Consider the following 18,101-nt stretch of genomic DNA (forward strand, 5'->3'; position numbering starts at 1 on the left):
GTAGGGTCGGCACAGGGAAACGGAGTCGTGATGGTGTGATGCCGTACTCGAACCAGCCCGGGCGCAGCGTCAGTTCGCGATTGTTCGAGGTCCTCTTCGCGTTCCGCACCGGCCGCTCCCGGCTCACTCTCTCGGATCTCACCCGGGCGACCGGTCTGCCGCACGCGACCGTGCGGCGTCTCGCCCTGGAACTCGTGGACGCGGGTGCCCTGGACCGGGCTCCCGACGGCGGTTTCACCGTCGGAATCCGCCTGTGGCAACTGGGAACGCTGGCGCCGCTCAGCGTCCCACTGCGCACGGTCGCGCTGCCGTACATGGACGACCTGCACGCGGCACTGCGCCAGCACGTGCAACTCGCCGTCCTGGAAGGGACATCAGCCGTACTCGTCGAGCGACTCTCCGCCGGACACGCCGTCGATGTCACCTCACAGCCCGGCGGACACCTTCCGCTGCACAGTTCGGGCGTCGGCAAGGTCCTGCTCGCCCACGCAGCGCCGGACCTCACCGACCGGATCGTCGGGGCGGGCCTCGCTCGCGTCACCGACCACACCGTCACCGAACCCGCCCGGCTGCGGGCCGAGTTGGCGGATTGCCGGGAGACGGGTGTCGCCTACGTCCGCGGGGAGACGTCACCCGGCGTGGACTCGGTGGCCACCCGGGTCCTCAACGCCGAGGGGGAGGTGGTCGCCGCTCTATCGGTCGTCGTCAGCGCCGGGACGGTCGACCTGCGGACGGTCCGCCCGGCCGTGATCGCCTGCGGCCTCGCGGTGTCCCGCAGCCTGGGGTGGCACCCGTCCGTCGGCACGCGGCAAGCGCGACACGGCAGCCCATTCAGGCAGTGACAGTGCTCAGGCGATGACCGTAGAACTGGGCGGCAGGTGGACGGTCATGATCAGGTGGCAGGCCGTGTCGCCGTCGCCGCGGTAGCCGTGGGACACGTCGCCGTCGAACGTGGCGGTCTGTCCGGCCTCGACGGGATGCTCCGCGCCGTCGACCACCAGGACCATGCGCCCGCTGGTGACACTGACGGTCTCGACGACACCGGCCTGGTGGGGATGGCTCGGGTATTCCTCGCCGGGGTTGAGGCGCCACCGCCAGACCTCGACCGGGGCGGGGCCCGATGTGGTCAGCATCAGCCGGGCCTCGCCGCCCCGCTCCCCGGCCCACAGCGGCATGACGGCGTCCGCCGACACCACGCGCACCCGCCCCTGGGCCGGCCCCTCCATCAGGGCGGACACCGAGACGCCGAGCGTGTCGGCCAGCCGGACGAGGGTCGCGAAGTTCGGGTTGCCCTGGGCCTTCTCCAGGCCGACCAGGGCCCCCTTGCTGACCTTGGCCCGGCGGCCGAGTTCGTCCAAGGACAGACCCGCGCGGGTCCGGGCCGAGCGGACATTGTGTGCGAGCGTGCGCAGGGCTTCCTCTGTCTCGGCCACTGATCACCCTCCTTCCCCGCCACCGGTCGGTGGAGTACACCACCCGGTCGTTTGGTTGACAACACTTGGTCGGTTCATTGTACCGTTGAGTCGTTCTACTGTAACGGCAAGGAAGCGTCACGTGATAGCTCTACTGCTGGCCCTGGGCAGCTCACTGGCCTATGGATGCGCCGATTTCCTCGGCGGCCTGGGTGCCAGGAAGGCGCACGTGCTGCGCACCGTGATGGTCGCGGCCCCGGCCAGCCTGGCGGTCGAGCTGATGCTGTGGCCCGTGCTCGGCGCCTCCTTCAGCCCGGCCACCGTCGGCTGGGGCGCAGCCTCCGGGGTGGCCTCGGCCGCCGCCTTCGCCCTGCTCTACAGGACCCTCGCCATCGGCCCGATGAACGTACTCTCGCCGGTGACCGCGCTGGTGTCGGCCGCGCTTCCGGTCGCGGTGGGCCTGCTGCAGGGGGAGCACCTGGGCCTGATCGGACTGCTCGGCCTCCCGCTCGCGCTGGTCGCCGTCGTACTGGTCAGCGCCGGACATGGCGCGGGCGCCGCCCGCCCGTCGCGCACGGCGCTGCTGCTGGCCTTCGGAGCGGGCGCCGCCATCGCACTGCAACTGGTCTTCCTGCACCAGGCACCGTCCGACAGCGGGGTGGCGCCGCTGATCATCGGCAGGGCGGTCTCGTCGGCGGTGACCCTGGCCGCGGCAGGGCTCATGCACCGCAGGCTCGGCCCCGAGAAGCCCGCCTACGCCCTGTCGGCCACCGCCGGTGTGCTGGATTCGCTGGCGAACCTGCTGTTCCTGCTCGCCGCGCGCAGCGGCGACCTCACGGTCGTAGCCGTGATCACCGCCCTGTATCCGGCCGGGACGGTGCTGCTGGCCCGCGGTGTGCTCGCCGAACGCATCCACAAGATGCAGCTCGTCGGCCTCGGCACGGCAGCGGTCGCGGTCAGCCTCCTCGCCCTCACCTGAACGACGCCGCACCCTGATCCCCATCCCCACCACTACCGATCCCCATCCCCACCATCACCCCCACCATCGCTCTCCCCACCCGGAACGGAGCCCCGCCCGTGACCACCTTCCGTATCGCCCCCGCCGTCGCCGAAGCCTTCCCCGACACCCTCATCGCCGTCGTCATCGCCTCCGGCATGCGCGGCCACGAGCCCTGGCCCGACACCGCCGCGGCACTCGACGACCTCGAACAGCGCGTCGCCGACGGCACGTGGGCACCCGCTGACGAGCACGACCCGCGGATCGAGGCGTGGCACACCGCGTACCGTTCCTTCGGCACCAACCCGCGCCGCATTCGCCCCAGCGTGGACGCGCTCGGCCGCCGCTTCGCCAAGAAGGGCACGCTGCCGCGCATCAACCCGGCCGTCGACTCCTACAACGCCGTCTCCGTCCGTCACGGCCTGCCCGCCGGCGCCTTCGACCTGGACCATGTCACGGGTGACGTCGAGATCCGATACGCGGACGGCGCCGAGGAGTTCACCCCGCTCGGCGAGCCCGAGACGATCGAGAACCCCAAGGCGGGCGAGATCATCTACACCGACACCACCGGCGTCCTGACCCGGCACTGGAACCACCGCGACGCGCACCGCACGCGCGTCACCGAGGACTCCACCCACGTCGCCTTCTTGATGGAAACCCTCCACGCCACCCGCGACGGTCACCTCCTCACTACCGCCGCCGAGGAACTCCACGGCCTGCTCCTGCCACACACCAAGCAGACGCGCGTGTACTACCTCAGCGCGGAACAGCCCGAGGTCGACGGGGGCGCCCACTCCTCGTCGTGACCGACTCGCCGCATACGACCCACCAGAACCGAACCACACTGCGAGGACACCGATGAGCACCACGAGCCTGCCCCGGCAGGAATGCGCGATCACCATCCTGGGCGGCCCCACCGCCGTCATCGACCTCGGCGGGCTGCGCATCGTCAGCGACCCGACCTTCGACGAGCCGGGCGACTACGGGTACCTCGTCAAGACCACCGGCCCAGCTGCCGACGAGGACGCGGTGGGACCCGTCGACCTGGTTCTGGTCAGCCACGACGCACACGCCGACAACCTCGACGACCGAGGCCGCGAATTCGCCGAGGCCGCCCCTGTGTTGCTCACCGGCCCCAAGTCCGCGAGCCGCCTGGGATCGTCGGCCATCGGACTCCGCCCCTGGGCCGCCCACGCCCTGCCGCGCCCCGACGGCTGCGGCGATCTGACCGTGACGGCGGTCCCCGCGGTCCACGGCCCAGAGGACGGCGAACGCGACGCCGACGGCAACATCAACTGCGAGGTCACCGGGTTCGTGATCACCGGGCAGGGGCTTCCCACCGTCTACGTGAGCGGGGACAACGCCTCGATCCGTACGGTCGCGGAGATCTCCCGCGAGGTGCCGGGCATCGACGTGGCCGTTCTGCACGCGGGCGCGGCACGCGTCCCGGCGAAGTTCGACGGCCGACCGCTGTCCCTGGACAGCCGCAGCACCGCCGCGGCGGCCGCCGTCCTCGGCGCGGACCTCGTCGTCCCGGCCCACTACGACGGCTGGGCGCACTTCTCCGAAGGCCGGTCCGACATCGAGCACGCCTTCTACGAGGCCGGCCTGTCGCCCCGTCTCGCGGTCGCCGACCACGGCACGTGGGTGCCACTCCCCCGCTGAACCGCCCACGCCCGCAGGAAAGTTCACCCACCCCCGCTGATACGCATCGATCTCATCCGCGTCCGCCGAACACCCCCGCGGCGAAGGCACGGACCTCGTCCAGGACGCCCATCCCGTCGTGGGCCAGGCCGGGGACTATGTCCAGGGTCGTTCCGATCCCCAGTGAGCGGTAGTTCTCACGGAGCGCCTTGATGCGCTCGACCCGGGTGCGGCCGGCGGCGTCCGCGCCGTCCATCCAGTTGGAGTCTCCGGGGTTGTTGATCTCCCAGGTCTCGGTGTCCTCCGCGCCGACCACCAGGTGGACCGGGACCTCCCGTATCCGGTCGAGGTGTCCAACGGCACACAGCACACCACCACTTGACCGCTTCCAGCGCCCGCCCTCCACCACCTCGGAATCGACACACTCGGTGGTGACGACCCCCACCGGCGCCGACGGCTCCGTGGGGTCAAGGCCGAGGCTCCGGCCCCGGCACGTAACGCACGGGAAACCGGACGCGCCCCCTCCCGGTAACAGGTGCTGCGTAGGAAGGGCACATCACCCGCGCACACCACGTGTCACCACGTGGCATGTGTATACCGAGATACGACGAGGGGCCCTGATGTCACACGAGCCGCGCGTGCCGAACCACCTTCCCGGTACGCCCGACGCCGAGTCCGCGCAACTGCCCATCGTGTACGAAGCGTTGGCGTCCCAGCTCGGGCGGCGCGGGCTGTTGCGCATCGCGGCGGGGCTCGGCGCGGCCGGCGGGATGGTGGCAGCTGGAGCGCAGTCCGCCGCGGCGGCACCCTCCCGGCCCGCAGCCGTCTCCCGCCCGCAGCGCATCCTGCAGCCCGGCAAGGGCCCCATCCACGGTCAGCACTATCTGCGTGCCACGCCGGACACCGTCCGCTGGGGCTACGTCCCCGCCCGCGACGCCGAACCCGCCCTGCGCATACGGTCCGGCGAGACACTGACCGTCGACGCCCTCTCGCACGAAGGGCTGCTCGAGGACCAGGGCCGCGACCCGGTCGCCTGGTTCGCGGAGCACGGTGTCGGCGAGGAACAGGTGTTGCGGGACGCGGTCGACCTCGCCCGCGACTACACACGTACGCCCCGCTCCTTCGACACCGACGGCCCGCACGTCGTCCTCGGCCCGGTGCATGTCGCGGGCGCCGAGCCCGGTGACGTACTGAAGGTGGAGACGCTGTCGCTGTTGCCGCGCGTACCCTACGGCGTCGTATCGAGCCGGCACGGCAAGGGCGCGCTCGCTCGCGCCAAGGACGGCGGCGCCCCCGACGGCATCACGCTCGACGAGGTCATGCCGCCCGTCGCCACGGACGGAAGGTCATCGGCCGAGGACCCCGAACACTACGGAAACGTCTCGGTGTTCACCCCCATCCGCAGCGGCGGCGGCAACGGGGACGGACACGGCATACTGCCCCTCGACGGACCGGGCGAGGTCACCTTCCCGCTCAACCCGCACATGGGTCTGATGGGCACCGCGTACGCCGACGCCGACACACTCACCGACCCGCTCCTGAACTCGATCCCGCCCACCCTCGGCGGCGGCAACATCGACATCCGCCACCTCGGGTCGGGCTCGACCTTCTACCTCCCCGTACACGCCGAGGGCGCCCTCTTCCACACCGGCGACCCGCACTTCGCGATGGGCAACGGCGAGGTGGCACTGACCGCGCTCGAGGGCTCACTGCGCACGACGTTCCGGCTCACCGTCTGCAAGGCCGGATCCGGCGACGCCCCTTCGGTCGCGTACCACTACCCGTTCGGCGAGACCGACGAGGCGTGGCTGCCGATCGGCCTCTCCGACCCGGACGGCGCGGCCGGAGCCAAGGGCCAACTCTCCGACCTGGACGTCGCGATGCGCCGCGCGGTCGTCAACGCCCTCGACTTCCTCCAGTCCGACCTCGGCATGAGTCGCCCGGTCGCGTACGCGTACCTGTCGGCGGCGGCCGACTTCGAGGTGTCCCAGGTCGTCGACCGGACCACCGGGGTGCACGCGGTCATCAGGAAGCGGGACTTCGGACGGTAGGCCGCACCTCCTCCTTCCACCACCGCACGATGACACACCAGTTGAGGAGTTTCGTACGCATGCAGGCAGTCAATCGAAGGGGTTTCCTCGCTCTCGCGGCCGCGGCCGGCGCCGGAACGGTGCTGCCGCTCGGCGCACCCCCGGCCACCGCGGTGCCCCGCCCCGCCACCCCCGACCCCACCGTTTGGCGGGAGTACGGCACGCCGCTGGTGTCAGGAACCGGGCACGGCCCGCTGTCCGGGCTCAGTGTCGCCGTCAAGGACCTGTTCGCGGTCGCCGGGCACCGGGTCGGCGCGGGCAACCCCGCGTGGCTCGCCGAGAGCCGCCCGCAGGACTCCACGGCCGCGGCGGTCGCCGCGCTCCTCTCGGCAGGCGCCGACGTCGCAGGCATCGCCCGCACCGACGAGTTCGCGTACAGCCTGGCCGGCACCAACGGCCACTACGGTACGCCGCCCAACCCCGCGGCCCCCGACCGCATTTCGGGCGGCTCGACCTCCGGCCCGTCCAGCGCCGTCGCGCTCGGGCAGGCAGACATCGGCCTCGGCACCGACACCGGCGGGTCGATCCGCATCCCCTCCTCCTACCAGGGCCTGTACGGCATCCGCCCGAGCCACGGCGCGGTGTCCACCGCGGGGCTGCTGCCGCTCGCACCGTCCTTCGACACGGTCGGCTGGATCGCCCGCGACGCGGACACGCTGCGCGCAGCCGGCCGGGTCCTGCTCCCCCGCGCGGACGGGCCCGTGCCGTCGGGCGCGGTGCTCTCCCAGGAGATCGTCGACGTGGCCTCGGCGGAGGTCGCCGCCTCGGTGCGGCGGGCGGTGGCCGGCTGGCGCGGCGCCTCGGATCTGCCGCGGCCGCGCACCGTACGGTTCGACGCGGGCGTGCTGCCCGGCTGGGTGCGCGCCTTCCAGACCAAGCAGGGCGTGGAGGCCTGGCGGCAGTGGGGCCCGTGGGTGTCTCGGCACTGGGACTCGCTCAACCCCGATGTCCGTGCGCGCTTCGAGACCGCTTCGGCCTACACCTCCGCCGACCTTGCCGCCGCCGAACGCGTGCTGCGCGAGGCCCGGGCCCGCGTCGACGACCTGCTCGGCGACCGGATCCTCCTCCTGCCGTCCGCGTCCTCCGTGGCCCCCACCCGGGAAGAGGCCTCCATCGGCGGCCCGGCGATCGAGGAGACCAGGGCCCAGACCTTCCAACTCACCTGCCTGGCGGGCCTGTCCGGCCGCTGCGCCATAAGCATCCCCGTCCGCAGCCGCACCGCCCCGGTGGGCCTGTGCCTCGTCGGGCCGCGGGGCAGCGACCGGCATCTGCTGGATCTCGCGGTACGGGTGGCGGCGGCGACCGTGTCGGTGCCGGACAAGGGACATCGTCCCGCCGGGTGAGCGCGCCCGGCACGCACAGGTCGGGGCCGGGCCGGCCGGGACCACTGCCCGATGAGCTGCACTGTCCTCACTGGCCCGCAGCCACCTTCACGCTTGCCCCACAGCCACGTTCACGGTAGCACCGGCGGACGGAACTCCCCCGGACCCGCGTCGCGGCACCGGTCGAGCCAGTAGCGGCGCGGCTCGGTGGGCATGACGTCCCCGCCGGCCTTCACAATGCCCGGCACCTCCGCCGGTTCGTGGTCGATGAACGTCGTAGGTCGCCCGCGATCTCGGGTGAACGCCGAGACCCTGCGGAATCGGGTCCGCGGGCGTAAAGCGACGGGCACGGGCGGCGGCACGAGGAAGCGCATGACCATCACAGACAGTCCGCAAGGCTCCGAGCGGGGCCGGACGGCCGCCGAGCTCGAGGCAGAGATCGAATCGCTGCGAGCGGCCCGCAAGGAGACCGCGACGGTCGCCGAGGAGAGAGACGTCGTACGCAAGGCGACGAAGTTTTTCGCGCAGGAGATGAGCTGGTGACCAGCCGCTATCAGTTCATCGAGGATCTGCGCGCGACCCACGAGGTCAAGCGGCTGTGTGATGTGCTCGACGTGAACCGCTCGGGCTACTACAAGTGGGCCGACACCCGGGAGTTCCGCATCGTGGGCACCCACCTGCGCAAGAAGGTTCGCACGACCGTGCCTGAATCCTGTGCGGCCCCGGTGCCCGACCTGTCCCAGCGGGACTTCACCGCGCCCGCGCCGAACGTGAAGTACATGGGCGACATCACGTATCTCCCGGTCGGTGATGGGAAGTTCCGCTGTCTGGCAACGGCCACCGACTGCTTCAGCCGCCGCGTGGCAGGCTGGTCGATCGCCTCCCACATGCGCACCGAACTCGTCGAGGACGCCCTGAAGATGGCCGCCGCCACCCGCGGCATCCTCGACGGAGCGGTCTTTCACGGCGATATCGGAACGCGATACGCCTCGAAAGACTTCGCCAAGCTGTGCGAGAAGCTCGGCGTGCGGCGATCTCGTCGTGCGGTCGGAACGAGCGCGGACGACGCCGCCTGCGAGAGTCTTCACTCCTCACTGAAACGCGAGATCCTCAAGGGCGCCGCGGCTGGCACGGGACCGTCACCTGCCGTCGCAGCGTGTTCCGTTGGCCCGCCAGGTACAACACAGCGCATAACGCTATGAACCCGTGTCCACCTACCAGGGAGAAGCGCCGAAGTGGCGGGGCAGGGGATCAGCCTCCGGAGCCATCGTGGGCAGCCGGCATGAGAACCATCCCTGCCCCACCCGCGCAGTCCCAGATTCGCGAACCCGTGGGACGCACTCAAAGAGGCAGGGCACCTTGAGCGCGCCGCGCCATGCCATGTGCCGCGCACGCACGCCCCGGCGGCGGGACGCGGAGCTTAGACTCCGCTCATGACGGGGCTGCGGATCGTGGTGGCCGAGGACTCGCTCCTGGTGCGCGAGGGCGTGCGACGGGTGCTGGAGTCCGACGCGCAGATGGCCGTCGCCGCCGCCTGCGGCGACCTGCCCGGCCTGCTGGCCGCCGTAGCCGAGCACCGGCCGGACGTGGTGGTGACGGACATCCGGATGCCGCCGACCGGCACCGACGAGGGCCTTCGTGCGGCCGCCGAACTGTGGGCGTCACATCCGCGTACCGGGGTCGTCGTGCTCTCACAGTACGCCGAACCGGCCTACGCTTCCGCCCTGTTGGAGCAGGGCAGCGCCGGGCGCGCCTACCTGCTGAAGCAACGGGTCGGGGAGCCGCGGGAGCTGCTCGCCGCGGTGCGGGCGGTCGCAGCGGGCGGGTCGGTGATCGACCCAGTGGTGGTGGAGGCCCTCGTCGCAGAGTCGGCGGCGCGCCGCTCCTCCCCGCTGAGCGGGCTCACCGCCCGGGAGCGGGACGTGCTCGCGGAGATCGCCCGCGGGCGGTCGAACGCGGGGGTGGCCAGGGAGCTGTTTCTGACCGAGCGCGCGGTGGAGAAGCACATCAACACGATCTTCGCCAAGCTGGGCCTCGGGGCGCAGCCGGACATCAACCGCCGGGTCGCGGCCGTCCTGATGTTCCTCACGGAGCAGGGCGGCCCGAAGACCTGAGGACGCGCCGCCGACCAAGGGTGTTGGCCTCACTACCCGGTGAGGCCAACACCCTTGGTTACGAGGGCAGTTCACCGCACGCTGGAGGAGTGGATGTTCTGGTGGTGGACGACCAGGCCCCGTTCCGGACGGTGGCCAGAACCCTGGTGGGCTTGATCTCCGGGTGGCGCGTGGTCGGCGAGGCCGCCAGCGGCGAAGAGGGTGTCGAACTCGCCCTGCGGGAGCGGCCCGACCTGGTCCTGATGGACGTCCACCTGCCGGGCATCAACGGCATCGAGGCGGCGCGCAGGATCACCGCGCGGGACGAGGCGGCGGTCGTGGTACTGGTGTCCACGTACGCCGACGAGGACCTCCCGTCCGGGGCGTCGTCCTGCGGGGCGGCCGGGTACGTGCGCAAGGACCGGCTGTCGCCGCAGGTGCTGCGGGAGTTCGCGGGGTAGAACGGCCGCGGCGGGAGGGTCCGGAGGTGTCCGGCCTCTCTCTGGACGATCAGCGGATCTTGAACGTGCTGCAGAAGATCAACCGTTCAGCGGACACACCCTTTGCCGGACGCTCGGGCACTGCACTGTCCGAGGTGGTTGCCGACCCGGCCGTCCGCCTCGCGCGGCGACCACCGGGGACGAGGTCCACGGCGGCACGGCCGCCGCACCCTCACCGCCCACACGCCGGCACCGTCCCCCGCACCGATGTCCCCCGGCCCGGCGCGGACACCACCTCCATCGTTCCGCCGACGGCTCCCAGGCGGTCCGTCATGTTCACGAAGCCGGCGCCCTCCTCGGCGCCGGCGAAGCCCTGTCCGGTGTCCGTGACCGTGAACCGGAGTCCGCCGGGGTGGGCCGCCACCACCACGTCGATCTCCGCGTCCCCGCCCGCGTGCTTGCACGCGTTCTGCATGGCCTCCAGGCAGCAGAAGTAGACCGCCGCCTCCACCTCCTCCCCGTACCGGGCCGCCGGCGGCTCCACCTGCACCGTGCACGGGAGCGCGCAGCGGCGCGCCGCCGAGAGCAGGGCGCGTTCCAGGCCGTGGTTACGCAGCAGCGGCGGGTAGATGCCGTGGGCCAGCTCGCGTACCGCGGTGATCGTCGCGGTGACATCGGTCCGCAGGTCCGCCATCAGGTCGGACGGCGACGTCCCGTTGCCCAGCAGGTGCTCGGCGAGGCCCAGCTTCACCGACAGCGCCACGAGGTGTTGTTGCGCCCCGTCGTGCAGGTTCCGCTCGATTGCCCGCCGCGAGGCGTCCGCCGCGGCGACGATCCGCAGCCGCGAGGCCTGCAACTGGGCGTTGCGTTCCTGGAGTTCGGCCAGCGACGCCTGCAACGCGGAGTCCAGGCGTACGTTGTGCAGCGCCAGGCCCACCTGCCGGGCCAGCTCCACCAGCACTCGCTCGTCCTCCTCGGTGAACGGTTCGTCCAGCGGGGTGCGCCGCACCACCAGCAGGCCGAGGAGTTCGCCGAGGTGCGTGGCGGGAGCCACCCGCAGCGTCCCGGCGCCGGCCGGTGCGGACGCGGGGCTGCCGTCCGGCAGCAGGTCCGGCTCGAGGAGGCCGGGCAGCCACATCTCCGCCCATGGCTCCCCGCCGAGGCGGGTCCGCCCGGCGACGGCCCGCTCGCGGTCGGTCAACTCCAGCCGCCGTGGGGGCAGTTCCGGCACGGACACGGTGCGGGTCAGCGCGGCCGCCGCGGTGGTCCCAGGCGGGACGGCACCGGCGTCCACCCACGCCTCGGCGCCGCCCGGGCCCATCGCCTCCCGCAGCGATTCGACGAGTTGGAGCAGTAGCTCGTCGAAAGGCACGGCCCGGCTCATCCGGGCGGCGAAGGAGCCCAACATCTCGTGCGCGGACGGACCGGCCCGACCGAGGAGCCGCTGCGCGAACGCGACCAGCCGTGCCCGTACGGGCAGCGCGAGGAGGGCGACCAGCACGGCGGCGACCACCCCGAAGGCCAGCACCTCGCGTTCCCCGTTCGACGGCGCCCGCCCGAGCCCCAGCACCACCACCACGTACACACCGCACACAAGGAGCGCGAGGCCCGCCACCACCACGGCCTCCACCACGGCGCGTTCGGCGCCCCGCTCGCCCGCACCGGTGCCGCCCGCCGCGACGCCCGCCACGACGGCGATGAGCACCAGCGGCAGCACGGCCGCCAAGTGATGGGGCACGCCGATCAGTAGACGCACCGTCACCACAAGCACGACACCGGCACCCGCCACCAGCACTCCGGCGCCCACCCACTGCAGCGTACGCCGCTCCCCCGGCCCGGCTCGGACACACCTCGACGCCACCGCGACGGCGCCGGCCGCGGCCACCGCCACGGTGCCGGCCCACAGCAGCGCCACGCCGTCCCCCGCGAGCCGCGCCACCGACCATCCGAGCGCGACCGCCGCCCCGGCCCCGGCGACGATCCGCCGCGGCGCCGAACCCAGTCGGGCGTCCGGCAGGGCGAGCGCCACATACAGCCACCCGTACAGAACCAGCGGCGCCAGCGCGGGCACCAGCGCCGCGCCCAGGTGCACCACGGCCAGCAGCACCGCGGTCACCGCGACCCCATGTCGCCGCCGCTGCACCCCGCCCGCCACCGCCCACGCGCCGGCGAGCACCACGAGCCCCGCACCCGACTCCGTCACGTCCACCACCCACCGACACCGCCCGCACGACGCACGGCCATCACCCGCCTACTCCGCCCGAAGGACCTGGCCCACCTTCAGCCGGGCCGCGCGGCGACCGGGCCAGGTAGCCAGGAGGTTGGCTGCGACCACGGCCAGCGGGCCGGCCAGCAGCAGTGCCCAAACGGCCAGTGGTGGCTGGTAGTCAAGGGGGGTGCTGGCCGCCACCGCCCGCCACAAGGTGCGGCCGGTCGCCACGCCCAGCGGCACCCCGAAGGCCAGGCCGATCAGGGCGAGCGTGGTCGCCTGGGTGAACACGAGGAGCCGGCACTGGACGCGGGTCATGCCCAGGGCTCGCAGAACGGCGACGTCGTGCCTTCGCCTGCGAACCGCGGTCGCCAGCGCGTGTCCTACCGCCCCGATCGCGAGGACGAGGAGGAACAGTCCCAGGACGACGGGCAGCGCACGCACCTCGCGAACCTCGGCAGCCTCGTCGGGCGGCTGCACCGCGGAGATGTCCATGGCCGCCGGGACGTGCATCGCCTTGGAGGCTACCTTGGCGAGCCGCGTTCCCTCCTTGTTCAGAGCCTGCTCGGACGCGTGGTCCACGGCGGGCCTGGCGTGGTCGAGTTGGATCAGCAGCAGATGGAACTTGTAGCCGGAGCCGAAGAGTTGGCGGTGCCCGCCGGGGGTGATCCACGCGCCCTGGTGGTACGCGTTGTGCGGGCCCTCCGGGACGAATCCGATTCCGGTCACCTTGAAGGCGCCCTTGTGGTTCTCGTCGCGCCCGACCACGTCCACCCGGTCGCCCACCCCGGCGCCGGCGCGTTCCGCGCTCGTCGGAGCCAGGACCACCTCCCGTGCGTTGCGGGGCATCCGGCCCTGTGTCAGCACCGTCGGCAGCCGGCCCACTCCGACGGGACCGCAACTCCAGGTGGCCACCGGCTCACCGTTGACCACGGCGATACTGTCGAGGGTGTCTGTCACCGAGGCGACCTTCGGGTCGCCCGCCACCGCCTTCGCCCCGGTCCGGGTGCGCTCCGGTTTGCCCGCGATCTCGTGGCTGTTGAAGCCCGCGTAGACACCGAGTTGGAAGGTGACGCCGAAGCGTTCGGGGTGCTGTGCCGCGTCGTTCACCCCGGCGGAAAAGGTGAACGCGGCCAGCACCCCCAGCAGCCCCACCACCGCCCCCACCAGGGCAGGACGCACCGGCACCGCGCTGCGCCCCCGGCCCGGTTCCAGGGCGAACCGCACGCCCACGACCACCGGCACCGGCAGGCCGAGTCGCCCGGCGGCCCGTGCCACCGCCGACCGCCGCGGCGAGGGCGCCACCCGATCCGCGGCCAGCGCAAGCCACGCCGCCGCCGACGTGCCCGCCCATGCGGCCGCCGCGACCAGGACCACGCCCGGCGCCAGGACCCGCCAGTCCACGTCCAGGCCCGGGTTCGGCTCGAACCGGGCGCCCGCCGCGATCGGCATCCACTGCGAAGCCACCACCGCGGCCACCGCTCCGAGCAGGGCCCCCACCAGAGCCGCCAGGCCGGCTGCCGCACCGGCCCCCGCGCCCGCCTGACGGGGCGTCATCCCCATTGCCCGCAGCACACGCAGCTCCTCAGCGGCAACGGACGCGTATCGGGCGAGGAGCTGACCCACCAGGAACAAGGCGGCGACCAGCGCGGCCAGGCCGAAGGCCAGCAGGCTCGCGCTCTCGAAGCGGACCACGTGGCGGTCGTGGGCCGCCTGTTCGGCCCGGTTCCACACGTCGATGTCGTCCCGTCCGGTCACCCGGGCGAGGTCCTTGCGGAACCGCGGCACATCCGCCGCGCCGTTCTTCAGCCGGACCAACGCATTCACGTACGTGGTGTGCTTCGCACCGAGAATGTTCTTCGGGTAGCGGCGCATCACCTCGGGTGTCGCCAGCAGGCCGGGGCCTTGACCGGGTCCCACCGACAGCCAGTAGGAGCGGACGACGCCGACGATCGTCGCCCGGATCACCGGGCCGCGCAGCCGGCCGGCACTGTCGCTGCCGTCGCTGCCCTCGGTCTGGATCCGGTCCAACTGACCGGGCGTGGCGAGGCGCAGGGTCAGGTGGTCACCAACGCCTTTGCCGTACTTCTCGGGGAAACCTGGGGAGACGACTACCTCGTCCACGCGGTGCGGGTCGTAGACCCGTCCCTCCAGGACCGCCGGGCGCTCGACGGTGCGCAGCATCTCGCCGTCGCCCGGCGGGAATCCGACCGCGTCCACGGGGATGCCGTCGACCTGGAAGCCGCTCACCGCGAACGTGGCCAGCGCGGCCACCTCAGGCAGCTTCCGGATTGGCTCCCAGTCGAACTTGGGATCGTTGGGCAGGGCCACCGCGTCGACGGGACGGCTGTTCTCAAGGAGCCGGTCCAGGGACGTGGAGCCACGGATCGCCCCCGCCACCGACGCCATGACGGTGCCCGATGCGAGCGCCACCAGGAGCGCGAGGACCGTCAACGACGGTGCGCGACGGCGCAGTTCGATGCGCACCCACAGCAGTACGGCGGTCATCGGCCCGGCTCCTCGCGTGTCGCCCCTACGCTCCCGGCTCCGCTCGCGGCGGCCCCGTTCCCGTTGTCCGAGGCATTGACCAACCGGCCGTCAGGCATCCACCCACCCGCACTGCCCAAGTCCCCCACAGCCATCACCCGCCTACTCCGCCCGAAGGACCTGGCCCACCTTCAGCCGGGCCGCGCTGCGGCCGGGCCGGGTAGCCAGGAGGTTGGCTGCGGCCACGGCCAGCGGGCCGGCCAGCAGCAGTGCCCAAAGGGCCAGTGGTGGCCGGTAGTCGAGGGGAGTGCTGGCCGCCACCGCCCGCCACAAAGTACGGCCGGTCGCCACGCCCAGCGGCACCCCGAAAGCCAGGCCGATCAGGGCGAGCGTGGTCGCCTGCGTGAACACCAGAAGCCGACACTGGACGCGGGTCATGCCCAGGGCTCGCAGAACGGCGACGTCGTGCCCGCGCCTGCGTACCGCGGTCGCCAGTTCGTGCCCGACCGCCCCCATCGCGAGCACCAGCAGGAACAGGCCCAGAACGACGGGCAGCGCCCGTACCTCGCGAACCTCGGCGGCCTGCTGGGGCGGCTCCAACAGGGTGACCCCCATGGCGGCCGGGGCGTGCATCGCCTTGGAGCCCACCCCTGCGAGCCTCGCCCCTTCCTTGTTCAGAGCTCGCTCGGATGCGCGATCCAACGCGGGCCGTGTGTGGTGGAGTTGAACCATCAACGCATGGAAAGCGAACTGGGAGCCGAAGAGTTGACGGTTCGCGCCTGGCGTGATCCACGCGCCCTCGTGGTAGGTGTTGTGCGGCCCCTCCGGGAGGAATCCGATTCCGGTCACCTTGAAGGTGCCCTTGTGGTTCTCGTCGCGTCCGACCACGTCCACCCCGTCGCCCACCCCGGCGCCGGCGCGTTCCGCGCTCGAGGGAGCCAGGACCACCTCGCGTCCGTTGCTGGGCATCCGGCCCTCCGTAAGCACCGTCGGCAGCCGGCCCGCTCCGACGGGACCGTAACTCCAGGTGGCCACCGGCTCGCCGTTCACCACCGCCACGCTGTCGAAGGTGTCGGTCACCGAGGCGACCTTCGGATCGCCCGCCACCGCCTTCGCCGCGGCCCGGGTGCGCTCCGGTTTGCCCGCGATCTCGTGGTCGTCGAAGCCCGCGTAGATGGCGAGTTGGAAGGTGAGGCCGAAGCGTTCGGGGTGCCTGGCCGCGTCGTTCACCCCGGCCGAGAAGGTGAACGCCGCCAGCACCCCCAGCGTGCCCACTACCGCGCCCACCAGGGCAGGACGCACTGGCACCGCGCTGCGGCCGCGGCCCGGTTCCAGGGCGAAGCGCACCCCCACCACCACCGGCACCGGCAGTCCCGCTCGCCCGGCGGCAAGCCCCACCGCCGACCGCCGCGGCGAGGGCGCCACCCGATCCGCGGCCAGCGCAAGCCACGCCGCCGCCGACGTGCCCGCCCACGCGGCCGCCGCGACCAGGACCACGCCCGGCGCCAAGACCCGCCAGTCCACGTCCAAACCGGGGGCGGGCTCGAACCGTGCGCCCGCCGCGATCGGCATCCACCGGGAGGCCACCACCGCGGCCACCGCTCCAAGGAGCGCCCCGGCAAGGGCCGCGAGCCCTGGCGTCGCGCCGGCCGCCGCACCCGCCTGACGGGGCGTCATTCCCATGGCCCGCAGCACGCGCAGCTCGTCCGCCACTACGGACGCGTACCGGGCGAGGAGCTGACCCACCAGGAACACGGCGGCGACCAGCGCTGCCAGGCCGAAGGCCAGCAGGCTCACGCTCTCGAAGCGGACCACGTGGCGGTCGTGCGAGACGCGCTCAGCCATGTTCCACACGTCGATGTCGTCCCGTCCGGTCACTCGGGCGAGGTCCTTGCGGAACCGCGGCACATCCGCCGCGCCGTTCTTCAGCCGGACCAACGCATTCACGTACGTGGTGTGCTTCGCACCGAGAATGTTCTTCGGGTAGCGACGCATCACCTCGGGTGTCGCCAGCACGCTGGGCACTTGACCGGGCCGCTCCGCCAGGAAGTATGAGCGGACGACGCCGACGATCGTCGCCCGGATCACCGGGCCGCGCAGCCGGCCGGCGCTGGCGTTGGTGTCGGTGCCCTCTATTTGGATGCGGTCCATCTGCCGGGGAGTGGCAAGGTGCAGGGTCAGATGGTCGCCGACGCCCTTGCCGTACCGCTTGGGGAAACCTGGGGAGACGACTACCTCGTCCACGCGGTGCGGGTTGTAGAGCCGCCCCTTCAGGACAGCGGGGCGCTCGACGGTGCGCAGCATCTCGCCGTCCGCCGGTGGGAATCCGACCGCGTCCATGGAGATGCCGTCGACCTGGAAGCCGCTTACCGCTAACGTGGCCAGCGCGGCCACCTCGGGCAGTCTCCGGATCGGCTCCCAGTCGAACTTGGGATCGTTGGGCAGGGCCACCGCGTCGACGGGACGGCTGTTCTCAAGGAGCCGGTCCAGGGACGTGGAGCCACGGATCGCCCCGGCCACCGACGCCATGACGGTGCCGGAGGCGAGCGCCACCAGGAGCGCGAGGACCGTCAACGACCGTGCGCGGCGGCGCAGTTCGATGCGCACCCACAGCAGTACGGCGGTCATCGGCCCGGCTGCTCGTCAGTGGCCCGTACGCTTCCCGCCGAGCGCGCGGTGGCTTCGTTCCCGTTGTCCAGCCGGCCGTCGCGCATCCGGACCGCGCGCTGCGCCCCCGCGGCCACCTGCTGGGAGTGCGTCACCATCACCACGGTCTGCCCGTCCTGGTGCAGGCGCCGGAAGAGTTCGAGCACCTCCAGGCCGCCGTCGGAGTCGAGGGCGCCCGTCGGCTCGTCGGCAAGGAGCAGCACCGGCCGGTTCACCAACGCCCGCGCGATCGCGAGACGCTGGCGCTGACCGCCCGACAGCACCGCGGGCACCACCTGCGCGCGGTCACCCAGGCCGAGCAGGTCGAGGAGGTCCCGGGCCCTGGCCTCGGCCGCCCTCCGGGGCAGGCCACCGATGGCGCCCGGCAGCACCAGGTTGTCCAGCGCGGACACCCCGTCGAGCAGGTTGAAGAACTGGAAGACGAAGCCGATGTGCCGGCGCCGGAACCGGGCCAGCCAGTCCTGGTCGCGATGGTCGATCCGCCGGCCGTCCACCTCGATCTCGCCCTCGTCGAGCGGTTCGAGCCCGGCGATGGCGTTCAGCAACGTGGACTTGCCGCAGCCGGAAGGCCCCGTCACCGCGAGGAACTCGCCCCGGGCCACCTCCAGTTGAACACCACGCAGCGCCCGCACCGGGGCCAGCTCCGCGGTGAACGTCCGGCGCGCCCCACGCACCCGCACCACCAGGTCACCACCTACGTCATGGTCCACACTCATGTCACGTCCCCCTTGGCCGATCGT

General features: G+C 72.3%; 16 protein-coding genes. 10 read left to right on the top strand and 6 right to left on the bottom strand.

Annotated elements, in window-relative coordinates:
• Positions 1–38 precede the first annotated feature (38 nt).
• On the top strand, positions 39–842 hold the full coding sequence (locus ACP4E5_RS07940) for an IclR family transcriptional regulator (protein ID WP_425826328.1): 804 nt from the start codon (positions 39–41) through the stop codon (positions 840–842).
• Between the two features lie 6 nt (positions 843–848).
• Here the strand turns inward: ACP4E5_RS07940 and ACP4E5_RS07945 are convergent, their stop codons facing one another.
• Positions 849–1,433 (bottom strand): helix-turn-helix domain-containing protein, encoded by a 585-nt coding sequence (locus ACP4E5_RS07945; RefSeq protein WP_425826330.1) that lies wholly within the window; start codon positions 1,431–1,433, stop codon positions 849–851.
• A gap of 121 nt (positions 1,434–1,554) precedes the next feature.
• Here ACP4E5_RS07945 and ACP4E5_RS07950 point away from each other — a divergent pair, with 121 nt between their 5' ends.
• From ACP4E5_RS07950 to ACP4E5_RS07960, 3 genes are all read left to right on the top strand, one after another.
• Positions 1,555–2,391: an EamA family transporter gene (locus tag ACP4E5_RS07950; protein ID WP_425826332.1), complete on the top strand. Its 837-nt coding sequence runs from the start codon at positions 1,555–1,557 to the stop codon at positions 2,389–2,391.
• A gap of 98 nt (positions 2,392–2,489) precedes the next feature.
• Positions 2,490–3,215: a B3/B4 domain-containing protein gene (locus tag ACP4E5_RS07955; RefSeq protein ID WP_425826334.1), complete on the top strand. Its 726-nt coding sequence runs from the start codon at positions 2,490–2,492 to the stop codon at positions 3,213–3,215.
• A gap of 52 nt (positions 3,216–3,267) precedes the next feature.
• Entirely contained in the window at positions 3,268–4,074 is an 807-nt protein-coding gene (locus ACP4E5_RS07960) for an MBL fold metallo-hydrolase (RefSeq protein ID WP_425826336.1), read from the top strand.
• A 52-nt stretch (positions 4,075–4,126) separates the two neighbouring features.
• Here ACP4E5_RS07960 and ACP4E5_RS07965 read toward each other — a convergent pair whose 3' ends face one another.
• On the bottom strand, positions 4,127–4,423 hold the full coding sequence (locus tag ACP4E5_RS07965) for a hypothetical protein (protein ID WP_425826338.1): 297 nt from the start codon (positions 4,421–4,423) through the stop codon (positions 4,127–4,129).
• A gap of 250 nt (positions 4,424–4,673) precedes the next feature.
• On the opposite strand from ACP4E5_RS07965, the gene ACP4E5_RS07970 reads away from it, so the two are divergent.
• From ACP4E5_RS07970 to ACP4E5_RS07995, 6 genes are all read left to right on the top strand, one after another.
• Positions 4,674–6,104 carry an acetamidase/formamidase family protein gene (locus tag ACP4E5_RS07970; protein ID WP_425826340.1) on the top strand — a complete coding sequence of 477 codons (1,431 nt, stop codon included), beginning with the start codon at positions 4,674–4,676 and terminating at the stop codon, positions 6,102–6,104.
• A gap of 59 nt (positions 6,105–6,163) precedes the next feature.
• Complete coding sequence (locus ACP4E5_RS07975; protein ID WP_425826342.1) at positions 6,164–7,486, top strand: amidase family protein; 1,323 nt, start codon at positions 6,164–6,166, stop codon at positions 7,484–7,486.
• A 351-nt stretch (positions 7,487–7,837) separates the two neighbouring features.
• Positions 7,838–8,008 carry a hypothetical protein gene (locus tag ACP4E5_RS07980; protein ID WP_425826344.1) on the top strand — a complete coding sequence of 57 codons (171 nt, stop codon included), beginning with the start codon at positions 7,838–7,840 and terminating at the stop codon, positions 8,006–8,008.
• Complete coding sequence (locus ACP4E5_RS07985; protein ID WP_425826346.1) at positions 8,005–8,667, top strand: DDE-type integrase/transposase/recombinase; 663 nt, start codon at positions 8,005–8,007, stop codon at positions 8,665–8,667. Before ACP4E5_RS07980 ends, ACP4E5_RS07985 begins: the two co-directional genes overlap by 4 nt.
• Positions 8,668–8,907: 240 nt before the next feature.
• Entirely contained in the window at positions 8,908–9,579 is a 672-nt protein-coding gene (locus ACP4E5_RS07990; protein WP_425841140.1) for a response regulator, read from the top strand.
• A gap of 101 nt (positions 9,580–9,680) precedes the next feature.
• Positions 9,681–10,019 carry a response regulator gene (locus tag ACP4E5_RS07995; RefSeq protein WP_425826348.1) on the top strand — a complete coding sequence of 113 codons (339 nt, stop codon included), beginning with the start codon at positions 9,681–9,683 and terminating at the stop codon, positions 10,017–10,019.
• A gap of 211 nt (positions 10,020–10,230) precedes the next feature.
• On the opposite strand, the gene ACP4E5_RS08000 is transcribed toward ACP4E5_RS07995, so the two are convergent.
• From ACP4E5_RS08000 to ACP4E5_RS08015, 4 genes are all read right to left on the bottom strand, one after another.
• The gene (locus ACP4E5_RS08000) at positions 10,231–12,201 is read right to left on the bottom strand and encodes a sensor histidine kinase (RefSeq protein ID WP_425826350.1); all 1,971 of its coding nucleotides are present in this window, start codon (positions 12,199–12,201) and stop codon (positions 10,231–10,233) included.
• A 48-nt stretch (positions 12,202–12,249) separates the two neighbouring features.
• Positions 12,250–14,715: an ABC transporter permease gene (locus tag ACP4E5_RS08005; protein ID WP_425826352.1), complete on the bottom strand. Its 2,466-nt coding sequence runs from the start codon at positions 14,713–14,715 to the stop codon at positions 12,250–12,252.
• Positions 14,716–14,856: 141 nt separating this feature from the next.
• Positions 14,857–17,322 (bottom strand): FtsX-like permease family protein, encoded by a 2,466-nt coding sequence (locus tag ACP4E5_RS08010; RefSeq protein ID WP_425826354.1) that lies wholly within the window; start codon positions 17,320–17,322, stop codon positions 14,857–14,859.
• On the bottom strand, positions 17,319–18,077 hold the full coding sequence (locus ACP4E5_RS08015; protein ID WP_425826356.1) for an ABC transporter ATP-binding protein: 759 nt from the start codon (positions 18,075–18,077) through the stop codon (positions 17,319–17,321). The genes ACP4E5_RS08010 and ACP4E5_RS08015 overlap by 4 nt, the downstream gene beginning before the upstream one ends.
• Positions 18,078–18,101: the final 24 nt, after the last annotated feature.

The organism is Streptomyces fractus, from assembly GCF_049844455.1.
In the GTDB taxonomy this organism is placed as follows: domain Bacteria; phylum Actinomycetota; class Actinomycetes; order Streptomycetales; family Streptomycetaceae; genus Streptomyces; species Streptomyces fractus.

Coding starts and splice junctions, on each gene's coding strand:
- ACP4E5_RS07980 (WP_425826344.1), top strand. CDS start 7,838: ATGACCATCACAGACAGTCCGCAAGGCTCCGAGCGGGGCCGGACGGCC.
- ACP4E5_RS08005 (WP_425826352.1), bottom strand. CDS start 14,715: ATGACCGCCGTACTGCTGTGGGTGCGCATCGAACTGCGCCGTCGCGCA.
- ACP4E5_RS07940 (WP_425826328.1), top strand. CDS start 39: ATGCCGTACTCGAACCAGCCCGGGCGCAGCGTCAGTTCGCGATTGTTC.
- ACP4E5_RS08010 (WP_425826354.1), bottom strand. CDS start 17,322: ATGACCGCCGTACTGCTGTGGGTGCGCATCGAACTGCGCCGCCGCGCA.
- ACP4E5_RS07975 (WP_425826342.1), top strand. CDS start 6,164: ATGCAGGCAGTCAATCGAAGGGGTTTCCTCGCTCTCGCGGCCGCGGCC.
- ACP4E5_RS07970 (WP_425826340.1), top strand. CDS start 4,674: ATGTCACACGAGCCGCGCGTGCCGAACCACCTTCCCGGTACGCCCGAC.
- ACP4E5_RS08015 (WP_425826356.1), bottom strand. CDS start 18,077: ATGAGTGTGGACCATGACGTAGGTGGTGACCTGGTGGTGCGGGTGCGT.
- ACP4E5_RS07960 (WP_425826336.1), top strand. CDS start 3,268: ATGAGCACCACGAGCCTGCCCCGGCAGGAATGCGCGATCACCATCCTG.